This window comes from Faecalicatena contorta, from assembly GCF_003149105.1.
Lineage (GTDB): Bacteria > Bacillota > Clostridia > Lachnospirales > Lachnospiraceae > Muricomes > Muricomes contortus_C.
On sequence record NZ_QGDS01000004.1, the window covers coordinates 350,851 to 372,706 of the forward strand.

Genomic DNA, 21,856 nt, shown 5'->3' on the forward strand with positions numbered 1-21,856 from the left:
TAAGGAGGAAATTTTAATATGAAATTAGGATTCTTTGCAGCTAACTATGCACATCTTCCATTAGAAGAAGTTCTAAAAATTGCAAGTACAAATGGATATGAAATGCTGGAGATACCCGCATATATTGGGAACGGACAAATGGACTGTGATGAGATTTTACAGGGAAATAATGCCAGGGAACTAAAAGAGATGGTCCACTCTTACGATATGGAAATTTCAGCATTGTCTAACCATGCAGATTCTTTATTGATTCTGGGACCACACACAGAAGATACAGATGCCTTGTTTAAAGGAACAAAAGAAGAGAAAATCAAGTACGGAACAAACAGTCTTCTTAAAACCGCACAGGCTGCCAACGCATTAGAAGTCCCTGTTGTAAATGGATTTACCGGGGTTACAAACTGGGGCAGATATTTTCCATTCCCATGTGCAAATGGCTGGAAACAAATGGAGGAAGAGTTTGCAGAGTTATTTGTTCCGATTCTGGATAAGTTCAAAGAATATGGCGTGAAGTTTGCGGTAGAGCCACACCCGAACAATATGATTTATGATATTCATACTGCAAAAAGAGCACTGGAACTGGTAGACAATCACCCATGCCTTGGGTTCAATCTTGACCCTGCTAATCTGATGGCAACCGGAGGCGTTATGGTAGAAAATTTTATTGATGAACTGGGAGAAAGAATTTTCCATGTGCATGCAAAAGATGCGGAAGTCGTGGCGCATAATGTGCAGAGGGGCGGAATTTTAATGCAAGGTGACTGGCAGAGACTGGACCGCTCGTTCCGTTTCCGTATTCCCGGATGGGGAAATGTGAACTGGAAGAGAGTCATCACAGAATTGGCAATGGTAGGATACGACTACGTGCTGAGTTATGAACACGAAGATGTGACGATGAGCGTAGGCGACGGGGTTGAAAAAGTGGCACCGTTCCTGAAACCATTACTGATCAGAGCTCCATATGAGGGAAGAAAAGATAAGATTTTTAACAACCCGATGGCATAGGCAGAGGAAAATAATATGAACAAAAAAATGAAAGCACAAGTGGTAAAAACACCTTACGAAATGGAATATATGGACGTTCCCGTACCCCAGATCAGCGATGATGAGGTATTAATCAAAGTGAAAGTATGCGGAATCTGCGGCTCGGATACAAGTATTTATACCGGGAAATATGCAGCCGATAAACTGCCGCTGATTACTGGACATGAGTTTGTCGGAGAGATTGCAGAAATCGGCAGGAATTCCGAAGGCCTTCAGATTGGAGACAGAGTCGCCGTTGATATCTGCCTGACATGCGGACACTGCTATTTCTGCCGCCATAATGACGGGCTGCTTTGTGAAACATTCAGGCAGCTTGGTATTCACACTGACGGGGGATTCGCCGAATATGTGAAAGCACCGTGGAAAAACTGCTATAAGATACCGGACAGCATGGATGATTTTACTGCAGCATTTGTAGAGCCAATGACAGCCGTTCTCCATGCATCACAGAAAATGGAACCAGAGGTTGCATCCAGTGTTGCCGTGATCGGATGTGGACTGGGAATCCTGCATGCGGCTGTTGCCAAGGCAAGGGGCTGCTGCCCGGTTATCGTAATTGGCAGCAGGCCGGCCAGATTAGAAATCGCAAAAGAGATGGGGGCAGATTATACCATCAATATTCATGAGGTAGATGATCCCGTGGCAGAAGTGATGAAACTGACCGGGGGAATCGGAGTTGATCATGTAGTAGAATCCGTGGGCACTCCAGGCACATATGAGCAGGCATTTAAAATGTTAAGACGCGGAGGAAAGCTGACTGCATTCGGAATCTGTGCAGAAGATGCGGCGGCCAGTATTGAACCATATCAGTTTGTTCTGGGCGAGAAAAAGGTTTCGGGTTCTTGTGCAGGAATCGGTAACAATTGGGCTCAGGCAATCAAACTGCTCCAATATGAGATAATAAAACCACAGAAAATGTTCTCGATGGCCGTGCCGCTGTCGGAACTACAGGATGCACTGGCGGAATTAAAGACAAATAAAGACTTGGTAAAGGTATTTGTTTGTCCGGAACTTACAGAACGGAAATATTTTGTTCAGCAGAAAGAGGAGAAATAGGATGAGGAAAACTATGAAAAAGAGAATAATATCAGTTTTATTGTGTACTGCAATGGCAGTTTTCATGGCAGCAGGATGTGGAACAGACAAATCATCAGCCGGAAAGTCAGATGAGAAAGAAAAAACAGAGGATTCCTCCAAGAAACTGCTTGGTATTTCAGTGCCGAAAGCCTCTACCGGGTGGACAGCCGCAGCACAGTACTATGCCGAAAAATATTGTAAGGAAAATAATATCAATGCCAATATTGTTGCGGCTGAAAGCACAAATGAACAGGCAAATCAGATTGAGGAATTAATTAACATGAAATGTGATACAATTCTTCTTCTGCCCATCAATGATGAGCTGGCTACAGCAGCACAGAAAGTGATGGATGCAGGAATTACATTGGTCAATTTCGACAGGACATTGGGCAGCACGGAGCCAGATTATTATATTGGCGGAGATAATAAAGGGGTTGGAGTTGACGGAGCAAAGTACTTAAAAGAAAAACTGGGAGATTCCTACACTGTGGTAATTACAGGGATTTCCGGATGGGGAGCGATTTCAGAAGAACGTATTCAAGGGTATAAGGAAACAATCAAAGAAATCAGCCCGGATGTGGAAATTCTTGGAGAATATTCAGCAGATAACGCTTCACAGGAAGCAGGACTTGCATTGATGACAGATATTTTAAGCGCCAATCCAAAGGTAGATGCAGTATTTTCAGCTGATGATGAACTGGGAATCGGCCTGACACAGGCAATTCTGGAGGCAAAACGTACAGATATCAAAGCAGTTATCGGAGGCGGCGGAGCCAAGGGCTACATGGCGAAAATGGCATCACCTGATTTTGAAAATATCTGGCTTGGAACAGCAACATATTCCCCGAGCATGATTACCGATGCTATCAATGTTGCTTTTAAAGCAATGAACGGGGAAGAGGTGGATAAAAACACCATTATTCCTTGTGATTTGGTAGACAGAGACAACGTTGAACAGTGGAGAAAAGATAAGAATATCGATGAAAATGCTCCATATTAAGCCCTGCAGGGATAATCAGTAACTTTTTGTAGGGGGCTGTTCACACTCTGGAGTGTGAACAGCCCCCTATTAAAAAGGGGTAATATGAATAGGAGACAAATATGGCGAAAAGTGCAATGAAAATGAGCAGCATCGTTAAAAGTTTCAATGGAGTTTGTGTGCTGAAGGACGTTTCTCTGGAAATCAGAGAAGGCGAAATTCACGCGCTTCTGGGAGAAAACGGTGCAGGAAAATCAACACTTATGAATATCCTTGGAGGAGTTTTGACAATGGATTCCGGGGAGATAGAACTTTTCGGTGAAAAAGTGAAAATCAGCAAGCCGTCGGAATCACAGGAACAGGGAATTGCGTTCATCCATCAGGAATTAAACGTAGTAAACGACTTAAAAGTATATGAAAATATGTTTTTGGGTTATGAGCTGCGTAAAAAAAGCGGCATATTAGACGTAAATGAAATGTGCAGGCTTACCCAGGAAGTATTTGAACGAATGAATGTAGATATTAACCCGAGGGCAATGGTAAGAGATCTGGAATCTTCGTACAAGCAGATTATCGAGATTGCGAAAGCACTTCTCAGAAATGCAAGACTTATTATTATGGATGAGCCCACCACATCTCTCACGCCTCCCGAGGTTGAAAATGTATTTCGCATTATGCGCACCCTGACCACGACCGGTGTCTCTATTATATTCATTTCACACAAACTGGATGAGGTTGTGGGGTTCTGCGACAGCTATACAGTGTTGAGAAATGGTGAAAAAATAGAAAGCGGAAGGATAAAAGACGAGCAGGGCAATGTGATGTCCACCATAGAGATAGCAAGACTCATGGTTGGGCATGATGCGGTGAGCGTTGATGTTTATAAGGAACATGAAATTGGAGAGCCGATTCTGGAAGTAGAAAATCTATGTGTCGGGAAACATGTACATAATGTATCTTTTCAATTACACCGGGGTGAGATTTTAGGATTCACAGGGCTTCTAGGAGACGGGAAAGATGAACTTGTAAGATGCCTGTTTGGAGATCTGCCCATGACATCAGGGTGCATAAAGCTGCGTAATCAGGAGGTTCAGATTCACAGCCCCGAGAAGGCAAAAAAACTAAAAATAGGTTTTCTTCCAGCCAACAGGAAAGAAAATGCGATTATCAAAGATCTTAATATTATTGAAAATCTCACCATTTCCACATTGGATGCCTGTTGCAAAGGAGTCAGCCTGCAGCATAAAGAGGAATCAAAAACAGCCCATCTATATAAAGAACTGCTGAGAATTAAAGCAAGTAACCTGAAGAATAAGATAACGAGCCTGTCAGGCGGCAACCAGCAAAAAGTGGTTCTTTCCAAATGGATGAATTCATCCCCGGAAGTTATGATACTGTGCAATCCTACACAGGGAGTGGATGTGGGTGCAAAAAATGAAATTTACAGTGAGATTTTCGAATTGGCTAAAAAGGGGATTGCTATAATCGTTACATCGGGTGAAGCTCAGGAAATATTGAAACTGAGCGATAGAGTAAAGGTTATGTATCATGGTGTTATTAAGGGTGAATTGAGCCGGGAAGAACTTTCAGAAGAAGCAATTATGATTTTAGCCACCGGTTCAAAAGTATGATACGAGGAGAACGTTTATGGAACGTAATACAATAAGTATGAAACAAGACTCCGGCAGCCGCCGGGAAATGATAAAAAAATTCTATGGTGAATACAGTGTGCTTCTTGTGACTGTGGTTATTTTTGTTATCGCATGTATAGTAGAAAGAGAAAGCTTTCTTACGGTACAGAATCTCATTAATATACTGAGAAACAATGCGGTCGTTGGTGTAATGGCATTCGGTATGGCGTTTGTCATCATCTCAGGAAATATCGATCTATCCGTAGGCTCCCAGCTGGTTGCCATCGGCTCGATTATCCTTGGAATCATGAATGCAACCGGAAATATGATTTTTGCCATGGTGGCGGGTATAATATGCAGCTGTGCCTTTTCGGCAATTACAGGAATTATTGTTACGAAAGGAGGAGTACCCTCTTTCGTAGTCACTCTGGGACTTATGAACATCTACCGGTCTGTATGTATGTATTTTATGTCTGGCGGCGGATTCTATGGCAATAGTACTGCATATGCCCAGATATCTAATTACAGCATCGGCGGGGTAGTTCCTATGCCCATTATCTATCTGATCATAGTTTTTGCCGCCTATTATTACATATCAAAACATACGAAACTGGGGCGGTACATCTATGCAGTAGGATCGAATGAAAAGGCAACCCGGTTATCAGGAATCAACACCGACTGGGTAAAGATAAGGGCATTTATACTGATGGGTCTGGCTGTCGGAGTTGCTTCTATCATCGAAACTTCCAGAATGAATTCCATTAACGCATCTTCCTCAGGGACTTCTTATGAGATGAATGCCATTGCCATGGTTGTCATTGGCGGAATTTCCATGAGCGGCGGAAAAGGAAATCTTATCAATACATTCTTTGGAATCTTTATTTTAGGAATCATCAATAACATTCTTACTTTGATGGGCGTAGATGTGTTCCTTGTAAATGCAATTAAAGGATTTATTATCATTCTGGCAGTCTTATTGCAGAAAAGCGATAAAGAATAGAAAGGCGATGAATAATGAAAATAAATGAAATTCATCATGTTGCAGTTAATACGCGGGATTTCGATAAATCTATTCAGTTCTACACGGATGTGCTGAAATTAGAACTTTTAGAGGAAGCTGACCTGGGCGGTGATTATGCAGCATATATCAAGTGTGGTAAAAACTCAGTTCTTGAGTTATTTAAAATGGATCAAAGGCTCAAAGAAGATTCATCAGATGATACAAAAGTGGGAATAAGGCATATTGCATTTGATGTAGATCATGTAGATGAGTGGAATTACTATTTGAAACAGTTAGAAATACCATACAGAACAGAACTTATGGAAATAGAAGCGATCCGGAAGAAAGTCCTGCTGATTGATGCACCTGACAATGTAATTGTAGAGTTATCAGAGGGCTATTAGAAAATTCAATAAAAACCAGCTTTCACATCAGGTTTATATTCTGATGCAGAAGCTGGTTTTATGCGTCTGTATAATTATAAGTCAAGAGCGGCAAACTACTCTTTCTCTCATTCTAAATATTCTGCCGGGGATCTTCCTCCCAGACCATTACCTGATGATATTTCCCAAAATCCCGGGGCATACTGGTTTCCAGTTCAAGACCGTTTATTTCCAGTAATGGATATTTTGGTGCACGTTCGCCGAACCCCCGAAACACACCACTGCGTATATTGGCAAATTCATTCTCATATGGCAGGTCAAAGTCCAAAGGATAGCTGACTCCGGCTCCGTTAAGAGGAAGTCTGTCACCCAGTGTGTAAACTGCTGGAGCAGGACTGTGGCGCAGAACCGTATGGATGTCAGGATGATAATAAAAGCAATCAAAGAGCTTTACAGGAAGTTCCTTTTCTCCGTCACTCAGCAGAACACAATCCTGTCTTTGTTCTCTTGCCGTCTCAATCACACCACATGCCGCCGTAGCATGGCTCACCCGGTCAATCAAAATCAGTTCTCCCAGTGTTTTATGCCGTTTAAACTCATCCAGCACCGCTGGCTCAGACAATACAATCTCACAGCGGACAATTTCATTTTTCCCCACCGAATCAACGTGTAAAAACTCTCCGCTGTTTACTTCCACCTTATGGCGGATACCTGTAACAATGGCAGGAAGCAGCTTAGTCCCAAGCTTAATCCAGTAATCCTTTCCGGGAATCAATCTTTGCTCATCCATCCAAAGCAGAGATGCCACAAAGGACTTTTCTGTCTTTAAACCTGCATTCCGGGTAAGTACGCATCCCCGGGAAACGTCCACCTCTCGGTCAAGCTGAATCGTAACCGGCTGCCCCACAATTGCAGAATTCACTGTCCGGGCAACGGCGTGAATAGACTTGACAAGCGCACTCTCACCGCTGGGAAGAGCAGTCAGCATATCACCTACTGTCACACTGCCCGCTTCTATCTGCCCCTGGAATCCCCGAAAACTGTGGTCGGGACGGCATACCCGCTGTACAGGCATATAGAATCCCTGCTCTGGTGCACTTCCAGAAATATCCACTGTCTCCAGATATTCCAGCAGGGTTTCTCCCTGATACCATTCCATTTTATCAGAACGTACAGTGACGTTATCTCCCTCTGTGGCGGAAACCGGTATGATGACAACATGTTTCAGCCCCAGTCCTTTACTAAGAGCAGCAATATCTTCTGAAATCTTATTGAACCGTTTCTGCCCATAATGAATCAAATCCATTTTATTAACGGCAAATACAAAATAATGAATACCCATTAAAGCACAAATCCTGGCATGCCGGCGTGTCTGCGCCAGAACCCCTTGGGAAGCGTCCACCAAAATGACCGCCAGTTCTGCAAAGGATGCACCTACTGCCATATTTCGGGTGTATTCCTCATGCCCCGGCGTATCGGCCACGATAAAGCTGCGGGCATTGGTCGTAAAATAACGGTAAGCCACATCTATGGTGATTCCCTGCTCACGCTCTGCCATCAGACCGTCCAGCAGCAGGGAGTAGTCAATAGCACCGCCCCGGCTTCCTACCTGACTGTCTAAAATCAACGCCTGCTCCTGGTCGGCATACAGCAATTTGGAATCATAAAGAATATGCCCTATCAGTGTGGACTTGCCGTCATCCACACTGCCGCATGTAATGAATTTTAAAAGTCCGTTTTCTGCATTGCTCATTAGAAATATCCCTCCCGTTTCCGGCGTTCCATACTGCCTGCTCCTTCATTATCAATAATCCGGCTGGTACGCTCACTGGTAGCAGAGGCAAGTGTCTCCGCAATCACTGCGTCCAGTGTATCTGCCTCTGATTCTACCCCTCCGGTAAGGGGGTAACAGCCCAGTGTACGGAACCGCACTTTTTTTAGCTCCGGTTTCTCTCCCGGCAGAAGACGCATTCTTTCATCATCCACCATAATAATGTTGCCGTCCCGGCAGACCACAGGGCGTTCCTTTGCGAAATACAGTGGCACAATATCAATATTCTCACGTCTGATGTACTGCCAGATATCTCTCTCTGTCCAGTTGGAGATTGGGAACACTCTCATGCTTTCACCTTTGTTGATGCTGGTATTGTAGAGCTTCCACATCTCCGGGCGCTGGTTTTTGGGGTCCCATGCGTGATGCTCATTTCGGAAAGAGAAAATCCTTTCCTTGGCACGTGACTTCTCTTCATCCCTGCGCCCGCCGCCAAAGGCCGCTGTGAACCGGTACTTTGTCAGTGCTTCTTTGAGAGCCTGTGTTTTCATAATATCGGTATATGCCGCTCCGTGGTCAAAAGGATTGATTCCCTGAGCTATAGCCTCCTCGTTTCGATAGACCAGCATGTTGATGTCCAGTTCCTCTGCTCTCCGGTCACGAAAGGCAATCATCTCCCGGAACTTCCAGCTTGTGTCAATATGAAGAAAAGGAAAGGGCGGTTTTTCTGGGTAAAATGCTTTTATAGCCAAATGGAGCATGACTGAGGAATCTTTCCCAATGGAATAAAGCATGACCGGGCGCTCGCATTCGGCAGCTACCTCCCGGAAAATATAAATGGCTTCCGCCTCAAGTTTATCTAAGTGTGTAAGTGACATCTTATATTCACTCCTTTTTTAATATTTATTGGAATCCCGGCTGTCCACCGTGAGAGTCCGAATACTGCCGTCCGGTTTTCTAACTGTCCAGTGCAGCAGGGTGTCTTCCCTTAGAACATGGAGTCGGCCTCCTAAGCCCCCCATATCTTCGCCGAGATACATCTGAATCGCCTGAACAGGACATTCCTTTACGCAGGATACACAGCCCCAGCACCGCTCCGGGTGTGGGATTTCTGCTATCCCCCCGTTTAGGCAAATCAGGCTTCCCGGACATACTTTACAGCATCGTCCGCAGCCGATACATTGTTTTGTTTTTATTTCAATGCTCATAGGTTTTGCCCTCCTGTACAAGCGGCCGGAACAGGATGCTCAGTCTTCCGTCTTCTAACCGGGAGTTTACATACCTGTTCCACTTGGGACTGCTGTCCGGATAATCCGCATTCTCTGCAAAACTGTGCCAGCGTGTCTCTTTTCGGGCAGCCAGATGAGCGATAACCGACTTACAGAGGAGCATCCGCTCCTGTAGTTCCAATATATAAACCAAGTCCTGCATCCGTCCGGCGCTTAGGGTTTGTGCCTGCTGTTCCAGTTCCCTGATTTTTTCAGCGGCTGTGTTCAGTGATTTCTCCGAGAAACGGTAGTGGGAACCAATCCCACCGGCATATTCATCCATAACAGCCTGCATTGCTTCCTCCAGTTCATCGGTGGTAAAAGATGCCCGGGGGCAGTTCAAAAAGTTCTCCAGCCAATGCTTTTGTTCTTCAGACCGGGCTCTGTCAAGAGTACCGGCTGGGCTGTTCATATATTTCGCAGCTGACCTGGCCGCTATCTCTCCCTCCACAAAAGCTCCGGTGACATATTTCTGAGGACATCCTCCTGCCACATCTCCCGCGGCAAACAGCCCCTTTACCGTAGTTTCCCGGTTGGTATCCACCCAGTAACCGCTGGCAGTGTGCCCCCCGACGATATATGGCTCGGTCCCCTCAATCCCCACATTCTGAATACCTGGCGTCTCACCGCTTTCCATCCAGCGCAGTGTCTGACTGGGTGCCATATTGAGATATGCTTTCTGCAGATCCTCATCCTGCTCTGGAGTGATACCTATTGTGCGCAGATAACAGGGACCGCGGCCCTCCATATTTTCCATCACAGTACCATGCAGCCGCTGAGATGTAGTAAGGCCATATTTCTGCTCATACACTTCGTCTAATGCATTAATCTGTTTTGCCCCCACTCCCTGGGCCAGTGTACCCGTCGGAGCAATTGTATCCCTGCAGCGCAGGGCGATAAAACGCATTTCAAAGGTGGTCATTTCGGCACCGGCCCGTATTCCCATGGCGTATCCCGCTCCGGTGTTAAATGGCGGATACCACATTTTATGGCGGGAGAATCCGGGATGATTGGGTTTGTATAATCCTGCCGCACCACCTGTGGCGCAAAGAACGGCTTTAGCAGATATGACATATAGCACAGGGGCCTCCACACCGATGGCGTACGCTCCTTTAATACGGTTATCTTCCACAATATACTCAAACACATTGACCCGTTCCAGCACAGAAATCTGTGGTTCTTCCTTTACCGCCTCCGCCAGAATCGGCTTAATATTCTCGCCGTTAATTTTAATATTACGGCTGCCCCGTGTCACATACCTTCCCTGTTCATCCTTCAGAATAGTCAGTCCCAGTGACTCCATTTTTTCAACTGTACGGTTAAGCCCTTCAGCCATTGTCAGCAATAAATCTCCCCTGACAATCCCATCTGCATCAGTACGGGCATAATCCACATAATCCTGAGGTGTTTTTCCAGGAACAATATAAGCGTTGATTGCATTGACACCCGCTGCCAGACAGCCGCTGCGCCGTATATTCGCCTTTTCAGCAATCAGAACACGTCCATCTGCCTGTTCACAAAAGATTAGTGCGGCATAACAGCCTGCTGTACCGCCTCCAATAATAAGGAAGTCCGTTTCTATAAACTCTGTTCGAAGGGTTTTTATTTGCGGCTCCATTTAATCACCTACTTTTCATATATATTTAATTTAATATGGCTTATTATACACAGCAGGAAAATCAAAAACCACCAGTGATTACGCAATCGTTACACAAGAGAACTCCCTAAAATCAAGGATTAAGCTAACGCAATCGTTACACAATTTTCTTCTTGTTTTTTTACCTGAAATCATTTATGATTATTTAACATACTATTCCTATATATTTAATATGTATATGTAAAGTGTCTGGTTTGTCAGATTCCTAAGACTGCCCGGTTGCTTTTGCGTATCTGTTCATGGTTCTGAACAGATACCTTTTCTATAAATAAAAGGAGGGATTTTGCCATGACATTGAAAGAAATTGCGGCGCGGGCCGGGGTGTCTGTTTCCACTGTCTCACGGATTATCAACTCTCCGGACGACAGTTTTGCCCGCAGGGAAGTACGGGACAGAGTGTGGACCATTATCAAAGAAACGGGCTACACACCAAACATAAGTGCCAGAGAACTCAAGCAGGGAAAATCAAAGACAAGTCGTATACCGGCAGGCTCACTTGCCTGCATTTTAGGGCGGACCAGAACCTTGGATGATAATCCTTTTTTTGCGCAGCTTTCACGGGTTATTGAGCAGCAGGCAATGGAGCGGAAGTATCCTGTGCGGCTCTCCTACTCAATTTTTGATGTTAAAACTGCTCCTGCTCTGGAAAAGATTGAGGCGGCTCGTGTAGACGGAGCTGTTGTTCTGGGCCGTTTTAGTGAAGGTGCTATTGATTTTTTAGAAAGGCATTACAAAAACATTGTCTATGTGGGACGCAACAAAATCAGTATGCCATGGGATCAGGTGCTTTGTGACGGATACGAGGCAACTCAGATTGCAATGGAACATCTTATCGCTTACGGACATCAGCGGATAGGCTACATCGGGGAAACAGCAAACGAGGTGAGGTATCAGGCATACCGGGACATGATCCTCAAACATAGGCTGGACGGCAACAGGCGTCTGGTCTGCGAAACCCCGCACAGCAGTGAGGGCGGCTATCGGGGGGCGGATTTACTTTTAAAAGCAGATATCCCCCTGCCCACTGCTGTATTTTGTGCTGCAGATGTATCGGCCATTGCCGCCCTGCGCCGTTTTACAGAAGCCAGAATTAAGGTTCCTGACCAGCTTTCTATTATCAGTATGGATAACATCGAGATGTCAGGTTATGTTTCTCCTATGCTTACTACAGTAGGCATGCCTGTTATGGAAATGGGGAATATTGCAGTGCAGACTTTAATCGGACGGATTCAAAAGCAGCATAAACTTCCGCTGAAGATATACCTGCCAAACAGACTGATTTTGCGGGAAAGCGTATCAAATCTAAATGCAGGAATGTACATATAGAATACAAAGGATAACAAGTTGAGCCAGGCTGGGAATTGTTACCTGTCAAAGCGGATATTCACAATCCGCTTTGCTGCTTGATTTGGTTAGATTGCAAAAGCATCACTTGACTGGAATGCTGCATTCTCCACCAGCCGTACCTGATGGTTATTATAGAGATATAAGCGGTAAATTAATACGCTGACCTCCTCACCAACGGCAAGCGGTGCATCCTCCAGAGACCGGTACGTAATGAGCTTTACACCATCCACGTTCAGCCGCAGTTCCAGCATATTTCCACGGAAAAGAATATCTTCCACTGTCCCTCTCTTTGATGCGTGGGGATAAAGCTCCTGTTCTTTCTTTGTGACGCGCACAAATTCGGGCCGGATTACGGCTCTGTTATACTCCATATCTTCTTCAAAGCCATGAAGTCTGCCGTAATTTTCCACCACAATGGATTCACCGATAAATTTAGCTGCAAAAGGGGTAGCCGGGTTTTTATAAATATCTGCGGGAGAGCCTATTTGCTCGATATGGCCGCTGTTGGTGATGATAATTTCATCTGCTACTTCCACCGCTTCCTCCTGGTCATGGGTGACAAAAATGCTAGTGATACCAACCTTATTGATGGTCTCCCGAAGCCAGGTACGCAATTCCTTACGGACTTTTGCATCAATGGCAGCGAAGGGTTCATCCAGCAGCAGAAGCTGAGGGCTGGGTGCCAGTGCCCGGGCAAATGCCACGCGCTGCTTTTGTCCCCCGGAAAGCTGATGGGGATGGCGCTTTTCCAGCCCCTCTAATCCAATAAGCTTAATCAGCTCATTTACCCTCTGCCGGATATAGGCTTTGTCTTTTTTCTGTACTTCAAGCCCAAAAGCAATATTATCAAACACTGTCATATAGCGGAAAAGAGCATAATTCTGGAATACAAAGCCAATTCCACGCTTACTGGCCGGAAGGTCATTCACACGCCGTCCGTCAATGAGGATATCACCGCTGTCAGGTGTTTCCAATCCTGCAATCATACGAAGAATGGTAGTCTTTCCGCTGCCGGAGGGGCCCAGCAGGCCAATCAGCTTTCCCTTCTCAATAGAGAAACTGACATGGTCCGCCGCCTGATAGGTACCGAATCTTTTATTAATATCATGAAGTTCTACATACATACACTTTACCTCTCTTCTCTCTTAACACGATATTCCACAATGTTGCGCAGGATAAGGATGATAACCGCAATCAGCACCAAAATGGAAGAAACGGCAAAAGCCGCAGTCAGCTTAAATTCATTAAACAGGATTTCCACATGCAGCGGCAGAGTATTAGTCTGCCCCCTCAGATGCCCGGACACCACCGACACTGCCCCGAATTCTCCCAGGGCACGTGCTGTACAAAGAATCACGCCATATAAAAGCCCCCATTTAATATGCGGAAGAGTAACTTTACGGAAAATCAACAATCCTTTCGCCCCCATCAGTGCAGCAGCTTCCTCCTCGTCACTGCCCTGAGCTTCCATCAGCGGAATCAGTTCCCGGGAAACAAACGGAAATGTGACAAAAATGGTAGCCAGCACAATACCCGGCAGGGCAAATACAATCTTTATATTCCAGGCCTCCAGCAAAGGATATGCCCAGCCAATCCGTCCAAACACAAGAATAAACACAAGTCCCGCGATAATAGGAGAAATGGAAAATGGAATATCAATCAGGGCAGTCAGTACCTGTTTCCCTCGGAACTGGAATTTGGAAATTGCCCAGGCTGCAAAAACACCAAATGTTGTGTTAATTATAACTGTAATAAAGGTAGCCAAAAGAGTCAGGTTCAGGGCTTTGATTGCATATTCTTCTGTAATTGCCTGTGAAAAAGTTTCCCATCCCTGCCGCAGTGCATAAACCAGTACCGTAGCAAGGGGGAGCACCAGCATAACCCCTAAAAACGCTGTACCCAGCACAATGAGCAGCCATTTTACAAGTTTCTGTCTCATTCCTTCTTACCCCCTTGCAATTTTATTGATCTGTGCCTGAATCAGATTGATGATAAACAGCAGTACAAATGCAAAAATGACCATAACAAGTGCGATAGATGTAGCTGCAGGATAGTTGAACTGTTCCAGTTTGTTCATAATAATCAGTGGTACAATCTGAGTTTCATAAGGAATGTTCCCTGCAATAAATACTACACTTCCGTATTCTCCCATAGAACGGGCAAATGCCAGACCAAATCCTGCCAGAGCAGCCGGCAGAATCTCAGGAAGCACCACCTTGAAAAAAATACGGGAACGGCTTGCCCCTAAAGCAGATGCCGCCTCCTCGTATTGAGGATCAAGTTTTTCCAGTACCGGCTGGATAGAACGCACTACAAAGGGAATACCGATAAAAATCATGGCGATGGTAATGCCTATTCTTGTGTAGGAAATCTCAATGCCGGCTTTTGCAAACAATCCGCCTATCCATCCCTCCCCGGAATACAATGTAGTCAAAGCAATACCCGCCACCGCTGTGGGCAGGGCAAAAGGCAGTTCAATGAGGCCATCCAGTACCCGCCGCAGCGGAAATTTATAACGGGTCAAAATCCAGGCAAGCAGGATACCGAACACTACATTGATTACAGCGGCAATGGCAGAGCAGGAAAGGCTGACTTTATAGGCTGCTATCGTCTGCCTATCCGTTACTACCTGCCAGAATTCGCGGAAGGTAGAATCAGAAAGGATTAAAAATACGGAAAACAGGGGAATCAGCACAATCAGGCTGAGCATGGTAACGGTGATTCCCATAGAAAGTCCAAATCCTGGTATCACGCTGTTGCTTTGTTTTTTAAAGTGCATTTTCAGACTGAACATATACGTCCCCCTTAAACGGTAATATAAATTTTTATTTACTGATAAATCTGGTCAAAAATGGCCCCGTCTTCAAAAAATTTCTCAGCAGCTGCGGCCCAGCCTCCGAAATCGTCATTAATGTTAACTAGTTCGATATTCAAATCAAAGGTATCACTAAACTCGCTTAGAATCTCAGAGTCAGAGGGGCGGTAATAATTCTCACCTTCCAGCCGCTGCGCCTCATCGGAATAGAGATACTCAAGATAGGCCTTAGAAACCTCCCCGGTTCCATGCTTTTCCACATTGGCATCCACCACTGCAACCGACGGTTGTGCCAGAATACTCAGGCTGGGCGTAATAATCTCATATTCGTCCGGATGCTCTTTAACAGAAAGAAATGCTTCATTTTCCCATGCCAGCAGCACATCACCTTTTTTATTTTCCACAAAGGTAGTTGTTGAACCCCGGGCACCGGAGTCCAGTACAGATACATTATCATACAGTGATTTCAAGAATTCTTTGTTTTTTGTTTCATCACCGCCGAATTTCTTATCGGCATAAGCCCATGCTGCCAAAAAGTTCCATCTGGCGCCCCCGGAGCTTTTGGGGTCAGGTGTAATGACTTCAACCCCCGGCTTTACAATATCATCCCAGTCCTGAATATTCTTTGGGTTATCTTTGCGTACCAAAAAGACGATTGTGGAAGTATATGGTGCACTGCTCTTGGGAAACTCATCCACCCAGCCATCATCAATCAGACCGCCGGTGCGCAGCTCATCAACATCACCTTCCAGCGCCAGCGTCACCACATCAGCCTCGTTGCCTTCCAGAACTGAACGTGCCTGTTTACCGGAGCCGCCATGGGACTGGATAATTTCTACCTTCTGTCCGTTTTCCTTTTCCCAGTATTCCTGAAAAAGCTTGTTGTACTGTTCATATAATTCCCGGGTAGGGTCATAAGAAACATTGGTTATGGATACGGTTTCAGAGGAGGATTTCTCATCCTTTGAAGACGATGCCTTATCCGAGCAGCCGGTAACAGTTCCCAGAACTGAAACCAGTGCAATTGCCAGTGCCAGAATTCTTTTGGATAAAATATAAGTGCGTTTCATAGAAAATACCTCTTTTCATTATTTTTAATTGACTCTTTTCAAACATTGTTCAATGGAGATAAGATACAACATCGGAAACGCACCGGAAGGCGCAGATTGGCTTTATTTAACATTAAATTCCCTCCTCGCTTCAAACTCTCATTTTCCCTATAGGTTTAATATGCATTATATTGAAAGACTTATAAATTTGCAACGGGAAATCAGGCAATCGTTTGCGTTCAGGATTTCTTTTGATTATATAATAGTAAATTTTTTGTCTTTGTGCTAAAATGGAAAAAGTAGAAAAACGAGAACAAATCTTATTTTTTAACTAATTCAGTATTAAAGGAGAGTTATTATGTCATCTATCCGTCCCTTTCAGAGCGTGCGTCCTGCAAAAGAACTGGTTGCTTCCATTGCTGCACTGCCTTACGATGTATACAACCGTAAAGAGGCAAAAGATATTGTGGAAAAAAATCCTCTTTCTTTTTTAAAAATAGACCGGGCAGAAACCCAGTTTTCACCAGATATGGATATGTACTCCCAGCCTGTATATGATAAAGCACGGGACACATTGAATGAAATGATAGATAACGGTTCTTTTGTCAAAGATGAGGCACCTGGTTATTATATTTATGCCCTCACCATGAACGGCCACACACAAACCGGCCTGGTGGGCTGTGCTTCTATCGATGATTATATGGAGAACAGAATCAAAAAACATGAAAATACACGGGAAGATAAAGAACTGGACAGGACCCGCCACATTGATACATTAAGCGCACAGACAGGACCCATTTTTCTTGCTTATCATGAGAATGTTGAATTGAATCAAATCCTGAATGCGGTAAAAATGACGGACCCCCTCTATGATTTTACCAGCGAGGACTCCGTACGGCACCAGGTATGGAAAATCAGCAGTAAAGAAGATATTGAGAAAATCACTCATATTTTTGAAGAGATTGACAATATTTATATAGCAGACGGACATCACAGAGCCGCCTCTGCGGTAAAGACAGGCTTAAAGCGCAGGGAAGAGCATCCTGATTATAATGGGAATGAGGAATTTAACTATTTTCTTTCTGTCCTTTTTCCGGCTGAGGAGCTTCACATCTATGATTATAACCGGGTGGTTTCTGACTTAAACGGCTATACGTTTGATGAGCTTCTTGCTATGATTGGAAGCGGTTTTGAAATTACGGATATGGGACAAGAGGTCTGTCGCCCTTCCTGCAAGGGCGAAATCGGACTTTATGGAAATGGCTGCTGGTACCGTCTGAAGGCAAATCCATTCCTATTTTCGGAGGACCCGGTAAACAGCCTGGATGTATCCATCCTGCAAAACGTGGTTTTAGGGCCTCTGCTTGGAATCAAAGACCCTAAGACAGACACCCGTATTCAATTTGTAGGCGGGATACGCGGACTTGAGGCACTGGCTGATATTGTCAGCAGCTCCGGCAGCGGTGCAGCATTTGCCATGTACCCTACCTCTATGGAGGAATTGCTCCTGGTTGCAGATGCCGGAAGGCTAATGCCTCCTAAATCCACCTGGTTTGAGCCCAAACTCAGGAGTGGATTATTTATCCATCAGTTCGAGAAATAGATTCATATATAGTACCACCAAATTAAAAGGAGATGTAAAGAATGGAAAGAAATGACCTTTGCTGGTGCGGCAGTGGAAAGAAATACAAGAAATGCCACATGGTGATTGAAGACAGGATAAGACAGCATGAGAAAAAGGGAGAAATTGTTCCCAGACTCAAACTCTTAAAGACTCCCTTTCAGATTGAAAAAATCAAAGAGAGTGCAGCACTGAATACAGCTGTTTTGGATGCAGTAGCTGAGCAGATTCATATCGGAATGAGTACTGCTGAAATTGACAAAATTGTTTACGATTTTACAACAGAGCATGGCGGGATTCCTGCAACCCTTCATTATCAGGGATTTCCAAATAGCGTGTGTACTTCCCTGAACAATGAGGTCTGCCACGGTATTCCGGATGAAAATATCATCCTGAAAGAAGGAGATATTATTAACGTTGATGTATCTACGAATTTAAACGGATACTTTTCAGATGCCTCAAGAATGTTCAAGATGGGACAGGTTTCTGAACGTGCGGAGCGTATTGTAAGAGTGACGGAAGAATGTGTAGAATTAGGACTTGCAGCCGCAAAGCCCTGGGGACATTTAGGAGATATTGCACATGCCATCAATACCCATGCCCAGGCAAATGGTTATTCTGTTGTAGAGGATATAGGAGGACATGGAATCGGCCTGAAATTCCACGAAGACCCCTTTGTCAGCTATGTTACGCCAAAAGGGAGTGAAATGCTTCTCGTACCCGGGATGATGTTTACGATTGAACCGATGATTAATGAAGGAAGCCCGGATTTCTATGTGGATGAGGACAACGACTGGACAGTATATACGATGGATGACGGACTTTCATCACAGATTGAGTATATGGTTCTGATAACAGAAGACGGAGTGGAAGTATTGACTAAATAATCATGAGGATGCTGCAAAATGAGCTTATTACACATTTTGCGGCATCCTCTGCTCTATCCCGTCATACTGTATTCTATAAAGGAGGCTTTCATGAAAAATACTACAAAGGCATACTTCGCCATAACACTCCAATCACTGATTATTGGGTTTTCTTTTTTATTTGTTAAAATTGCACTAAGGAGTGCGGATACGATGTCGTTATTATCTCACAGGTTTACACTGGCAGCTCTTTGTATTTTAATTTACGGCTTTTTCAACCGGAATAAAATCCATGTTAGTTTTTCTGACTGGTTAAAGATTATGCCCTACAGCATTATTTATCCCATTTTATTCTTTTTACTGCAAACTCTCGGGCTGAAAATCATATCTTCTTCCGAGGCAGGAATTGTTCAGGCCATGGCGCCTATTTTAACCCTTATTGCCGCCAGAATTATATTAAAGGAACAGATTGGAAATCTGCAGAAGCTTCTTATGGTTATATCTGTATCAGGTGTCGTTTTCATTAATATAATGAATGGGTTTAACATCGGTAATTATAGTTACCTCGGATTTCTGTTTATTCTGATGTCCGCAGTATCATTTGCAATTTACAATGTATTAACTAAGAAGCTGTCAAAAACTTACTCGATTTTCTCTATTGTATATGTTACAAGTATTACAGGCTGTATTGTTTTTAACTTTATATCAATTATCCAGCATGTTATAAACGGTAATATTTCCGCCTATTTTAAACCATTTTCAGATCTCTCCTTTGTTTTGGCAATTATATATCTTGGTGTATTTTCATCCTTAGTAACATCCTTGCTTACTACATATTCATTGAGTAAACTGGAAGCAACCAAAGTTGGACTTTTCAGTAATGTGTCAACAGTTGTTACCATTCTGGCAGGAACTGTTTTTTTACACGAATCACTGCACTACTATCACTATATCGGGATTATAGCGATTTTAACCGGAACCATAGGCTTCAATTTAACCAAATCATCCCGCAAACCGTCTAATCCTTAGTTCTACTCCCAATGAATCTGCCAGTTCCTGACTGGCCTTTATCTCTTCCTCGGATAATACATCTACAATGGTCAATTTTACTTGCTGAATATAGTCTTTACATTCGGAAGTAAAATCGAGCATACCTTCGAATGCATTTTCAAACCTGGGGCGGGTAACATTTATGTACGCCTCCCTGGTTGGTGCATTGAGACTGATGGATACAGAATCCACCACCTCAGCCAGGATTGGAATGATATCTTTATTGTGGTATAGATTTCCCAGACCATTGGTATTTACGCGGATGGACATTCCATATTTTTCTTTTGCATATCTGGCTGATTCGACCAGGTTCTCTAATGCACAGGTAGGCTCCCCATAACCACAATATACCAGCTCTTTGCGGCCGTCAAAGTCAAACTCATCCATTGCCGCCTTAATTTCTTCCAAGGTTGGGTCGGCTTTGTGCCAAAGTGTTTCCGCGTCTCCTACCCCATCTCCGTGGCTGCGGATACAGAAGGTGCACCTGCAGTCACACAGATTGGTAATATTTGCATAAACTTGATTTCTATAAACATATAAGATATCAGCCATTATTCTCCTCACCTTTCCCCATAACATCTCTCGTTATTCTGTACAGAATCCTTTAGTCAGAACTTGTTTACTTATTCACATAATGCAGCATTTTCTCTGCCTTTCTCTTTACATGAGCTTTATCCATAGATACCGCTAACAGTAGAAAAATAGCTGCGCTGCCACCGGACTGTATTGCGCTGCCTGCCAGTGACGCTGCCGGTGCTAAAAAGGAGCCAAACAGAATCCCTTCGGCCAGATAATACCCGGCTGCCGAGATGACTGCCGCCACAAACGGTGCAGCTATGTTTCTTGGTGCAAGTATTTTGCCCTCTTTACTTGTAAATGGAAGGGTAATCAACATTTTTATCACAATTGTAGCCGGAGCCCATATTGGTGCGCTCAATAAATCCGCCAAACCGCCCCCTATAGCCGCTGCCGCCAGTGCATAAGGTCTGGGAAGAAATACCGCAGCCATATAAATCAGCGCGTCCCCAAAATGGATATATCCGCCGTTTGCTCCGTATGGAATATGACAGATGTATACAGTCATCACTGTAATCATAGCTGCAAACACCCCTGTCATTGTCATTTTTGAAGTATTATTCCGCATACCTTTCACTCCCCTTTTCTAATTTTGGATTATTTGACTAACATTCCCAGAAACTGCTCATAATTCACACCGTCATTGCGGGGAATATTTTCTTTTACAGAGTCTTCCATTGCACACTCAATAAATTCTCCTGCCAGTTGTATGCTATCCATAATCTTATCTCCTCTTGCAATTCCGGCAGTTATAACGGATGCAAACAAGTCACCGGTTCCTGAATAGCTTCCGCCAATATATGGGAAAGCCGAGAGACTCAGCTGCTTTTCGGAAACAGCCAAATTCCCCATCTTCTGTACTCCGTCCTTCTCATCCAAGAAAGAAACTCCAGTGACAATCACTGTGTCCGGTCCTTCTTTTATTAAGTTTTTTGCCATCTGCTCAATCACGGTCAAAAGATGGTGCTCATCTGTCAGGCTTTGAATCATCCGGTAATCTGTATCCGTCAGAAGGCAAAGCTCCGTCAGGTTGGGGGTTATAACATCTGCCCTGCATGCCAGTTCTTTCATCAGACTGCACAGCCTCTCTGTAAACATATCGTACACCCTGCCATTATCCCCCATAACCGGATCTACCAGCAAAAATGTATTTTTCTTATAAAAGGTGTGCAGAAACTGAAAAATATTTTCAATCTGCTGCGCGCTCCCTACGAATCCCGTATAGATTCCGTCAAAAGAGGCGCCCATCTTCTCCCATTCCTCTCTGAAATGCTCCATTTTATCTGTATAGTCATCCCAGAAATAACTTGGATACCCGGTCTGCCCGCTTAGTACCGCTGTCGGCAGGGGACAGGGCTGAACTCCCATAGCTGCAATTACTGAAATAGCAGCAGTTAGTGAACAGCGTCCAAAACCAGATAAGTCATTGATGACAGCAATTTTTTTCGTCATAATATAACCTCATTTCTCTTATGGTAAAAGAAGATTACCTGGATGACATCATATCACAAAAGTGGTTTACTCTAAAAGTCCAGTTATGATATATTTAACCAGGCCAGTTTGGATATAAGTACGCCTTAGCGTACTTACTCTGTATAAATATAGCCTTTCTTTTTCAGTTCAGCTTCTGCCTTTTCACAGTTTGCCTCAGACACAAGAATAATCGGTCCGGTACACCCCATCCCGCTCTCTGCGTAAATTCCAGTCTTCCAGAGCGCCTTC

General features: G+C 44.2%; 21 protein-coding genes and 1 pseudogene. 10 read left to right on the forward strand and 12 right to left on the reverse strand.

Annotation, left to right across the window (positions count from 1 at the left end):
* Window positions 1-18: 18 nt before the first annotated feature.
* The 6 genes from A8805_RS09565 (at window position 19) to A8805_RS09590 (ending at window position 6,135) form a co-directional block, all read left to right on the forward strand.
* On the forward strand, window positions 19-1,005 hold the full coding sequence (locus A8805_RS09565) for a sugar phosphate isomerase/epimerase family protein (RefSeq protein WP_109710464.1): 987 nt from the start codon (window positions 19-21) through the stop codon (window positions 1,003-1,005).
* Window positions 1,006-1,020: 15 nt separating this feature from the next.
* Complete coding sequence (locus tag A8805_RS09570; protein ID WP_109710466.1) at window positions 1,021-2,100, forward strand: zinc-dependent alcohol dehydrogenase; 1,080 nt, start codon at window positions 1,021-1,023, stop codon at window positions 2,098-2,100.
* Between the two features lie 13 nt (window positions 2,101-2,113).
* Complete coding sequence (locus A8805_RS09575) at window positions 2,114-3,121, forward strand: substrate-binding domain-containing protein (protein WP_181392794.1); 1,008 nt, start codon at window positions 2,114-2,116, stop codon at window positions 3,119-3,121.
* Between the two features lie 101 nt (window positions 3,122-3,222).
* On the forward strand, window positions 3,223-4,731 hold the full coding sequence (locus A8805_RS09580; protein ID WP_109710471.1) for a sugar ABC transporter ATP-binding protein: 1,509 nt from the start codon (window positions 3,223-3,225) through the stop codon (window positions 4,729-4,731).
* A gap of 16 nt (window positions 4,732-4,747) precedes the next feature.
* Window positions 4,748-5,731: an ABC transporter permease gene (locus A8805_RS09585; RefSeq protein ID WP_207657685.1), complete on the forward strand. Its 984-nt coding sequence runs from the start codon at window positions 4,748-4,750 to the stop codon at window positions 5,729-5,731.
* Between the two features lie 14 nt (window positions 5,732-5,745).
* Window positions 5,746-6,135 (forward strand): VOC family protein, encoded by a 390-nt coding sequence (locus A8805_RS09590; protein WP_109710473.1) that lies wholly within the window; start codon window positions 5,746-5,748, stop codon window positions 6,133-6,135.
* A gap of 112 nt (window positions 6,136-6,247) precedes the next feature.
* Here A8805_RS09590 and A8805_RS09595 read toward each other — a convergent pair whose 3' ends face one another.
* Genes A8805_RS09595 through A8805_RS09610 form a run of 4 tightly spaced genes read right to left on the reverse strand, consistent with a single transcriptional unit; the run spans window position 6,248 to window position 10,771 of the window.
* On the reverse strand, window positions 6,248-7,867 hold the full coding sequence (locus A8805_RS09595) for a sulfate adenylyltransferase subunit 1 (RefSeq protein WP_109710475.1): 1,620 nt from the start codon (window positions 7,865-7,867) through the stop codon (window positions 6,248-6,250).
* Window positions 7,867-8,763 carry a sulfate adenylyltransferase subunit CysD gene (gene cysD, locus A8805_RS09600; RefSeq protein WP_109710477.1) on the reverse strand — a complete coding sequence of 299 codons (897 nt, stop codon included), beginning with the start codon at window positions 8,761-8,763 and terminating at the stop codon, window positions 7,867-7,869. Before cysD ends, A8805_RS09595 begins: the two co-directional genes overlap by 1 nt.
* 18 nt (window positions 8,764-8,781) lie before the next feature.
* A complete protein-coding gene (locus A8805_RS09605) occupies window positions 8,782-9,093 on the reverse strand; it encodes a 4Fe-4S dicluster domain-containing protein (RefSeq protein WP_109710479.1) in 312 nt (103 codons plus the stop codon).
* Window positions 9,083-10,771 carry an adenylyl-sulfate reductase subunit alpha gene (locus tag A8805_RS09610; protein ID WP_109710481.1) on the reverse strand — a complete coding sequence of 563 codons (1,689 nt, stop codon included), beginning with the start codon at window positions 10,769-10,771 and terminating at the stop codon, window positions 9,083-9,085. Before A8805_RS09610 ends, A8805_RS09605 begins: the two co-directional genes overlap by 11 nt.
* Window positions 10,772-11,098: 327 nt before the next feature.
* On the opposite strand from A8805_RS09610, the gene A8805_RS09615 reads away from it, so the two are divergent.
* A complete protein-coding gene (locus A8805_RS09615) occupies window positions 11,099-12,136 on the forward strand; it encodes a LacI family DNA-binding transcriptional regulator (RefSeq protein ID WP_109710483.1) in 1,038 nt (345 codons plus the stop codon).
* An 86-nt stretch (window positions 12,137-12,222) separates the two neighbouring features.
* Here A8805_RS09615 and A8805_RS09620 read toward each other — a convergent pair whose 3' ends face one another.
* Genes A8805_RS09620 through A8805_RS09635 form a run of 4 tightly spaced genes read right to left on the reverse strand, consistent with a single transcriptional unit; the run spans window position 12,223 to window position 16,042 of the window.
* Window positions 12,223-13,281, reverse strand: coding sequence for a sulfate/molybdate ABC transporter ATP-binding protein (locus A8805_RS09620; protein ID WP_109710485.1), 1,059 nt, complete (start codon window positions 13,279-13,281; stop codon window positions 12,223-12,225).
* A gap of 5 nt (window positions 13,282-13,286) precedes the next feature.
* Window positions 13,287-14,096, reverse strand: a complete 810-nt coding sequence (cysW, locus tag A8805_RS09625) for a sulfate ABC transporter permease subunit CysW (protein WP_109710488.1) — start codon at window positions 14,094-14,096, stop codon at window positions 13,287-13,289.
* Between the two features lie 6 nt (window positions 14,097-14,102).
* Window positions 14,103-14,951: a sulfate ABC transporter permease subunit CysT gene (gene cysT / locus A8805_RS09630; RefSeq protein WP_242992315.1), complete on the reverse strand. Its 849-nt coding sequence runs from the start codon at window positions 14,949-14,951 to the stop codon at window positions 14,103-14,105.
* 35 nt (window positions 14,952-14,986) lie between these two features.
* Window positions 14,987-16,042: a sulfate ABC transporter substrate-binding protein gene (locus tag A8805_RS09635; protein ID WP_109710490.1), complete on the reverse strand. Its 1,056-nt coding sequence runs from the start codon at window positions 16,040-16,042 to the stop codon at window positions 14,987-14,989.
* Window positions 16,043-16,379: 337 nt separating this feature from the next.
* Here A8805_RS09635 and A8805_RS09640 point away from each other — a divergent pair, with 337 nt between their 5' ends.
* The 3 genes from A8805_RS09640 (at window position 16,380) to A8805_RS09650 (ending at window position 19,537) form a co-directional block, all read left to right on the forward strand.
* Window positions 16,380-17,624, forward strand: coding sequence for a DUF1015 domain-containing protein (locus A8805_RS09640; protein WP_109710492.1), 1,245 nt, complete (start codon window positions 16,380-16,382; stop codon window positions 17,622-17,624).
* 41 nt (window positions 17,625-17,665) lie between these two features.
* The gene (locus A8805_RS09645; RefSeq protein WP_109710495.1) at window positions 17,666-18,529 is read left to right on the forward strand and encodes a methionyl aminopeptidase; all 864 of its coding nucleotides are present in this window, start codon (window positions 17,666-17,668) and stop codon (window positions 18,527-18,529) included.
* Between the two features lie 90 nt (window positions 18,530-18,619).
* A complete protein-coding gene (locus tag A8805_RS09650; RefSeq protein WP_181392795.1) occupies window positions 18,620-19,537 on the forward strand; it encodes a DMT family transporter in 918 nt (305 codons plus the stop codon).
* Here the strand turns inward: A8805_RS09650 and A8805_RS09655 are convergent.
* The 4 genes and pseudogenes from A8805_RS09655 to A8805_RS22970 form a co-directional block, all read right to left on the reverse strand.
* Window positions 19,511-20,110: a TIGR04100 family radical SAM protein gene (locus tag A8805_RS09655; protein ID WP_109710504.1), complete on the reverse strand. Its 600-nt coding sequence runs from the start codon at window positions 20,108-20,110 to the stop codon at window positions 19,511-19,513. The genes A8805_RS09650 and A8805_RS09655 overlap by 27 nt on opposite strands.
* Window positions 20,111-20,177: 67 nt before the next feature.
* Entirely contained in the window at window positions 20,178-20,702 is a 525-nt protein-coding gene (locus A8805_RS09660) for a TIGR04002 family protein (RefSeq protein ID WP_109710507.1), read from the reverse strand.
* A gap of 29 nt (window positions 20,703-20,731) precedes the next feature.
* Entirely contained in the window at window positions 20,732-21,586 is an 855-nt protein-coding gene (locus A8805_RS09665; protein WP_109710509.1) for a pyridoxamine kinase, read from the reverse strand.
* A gap of 134 nt (window positions 21,587-21,720) precedes the next feature.
* Window positions 21,721-21,856: pseudogene (locus A8805_RS22970) on the reverse strand (glycine reductase); the annotation flags it as partial.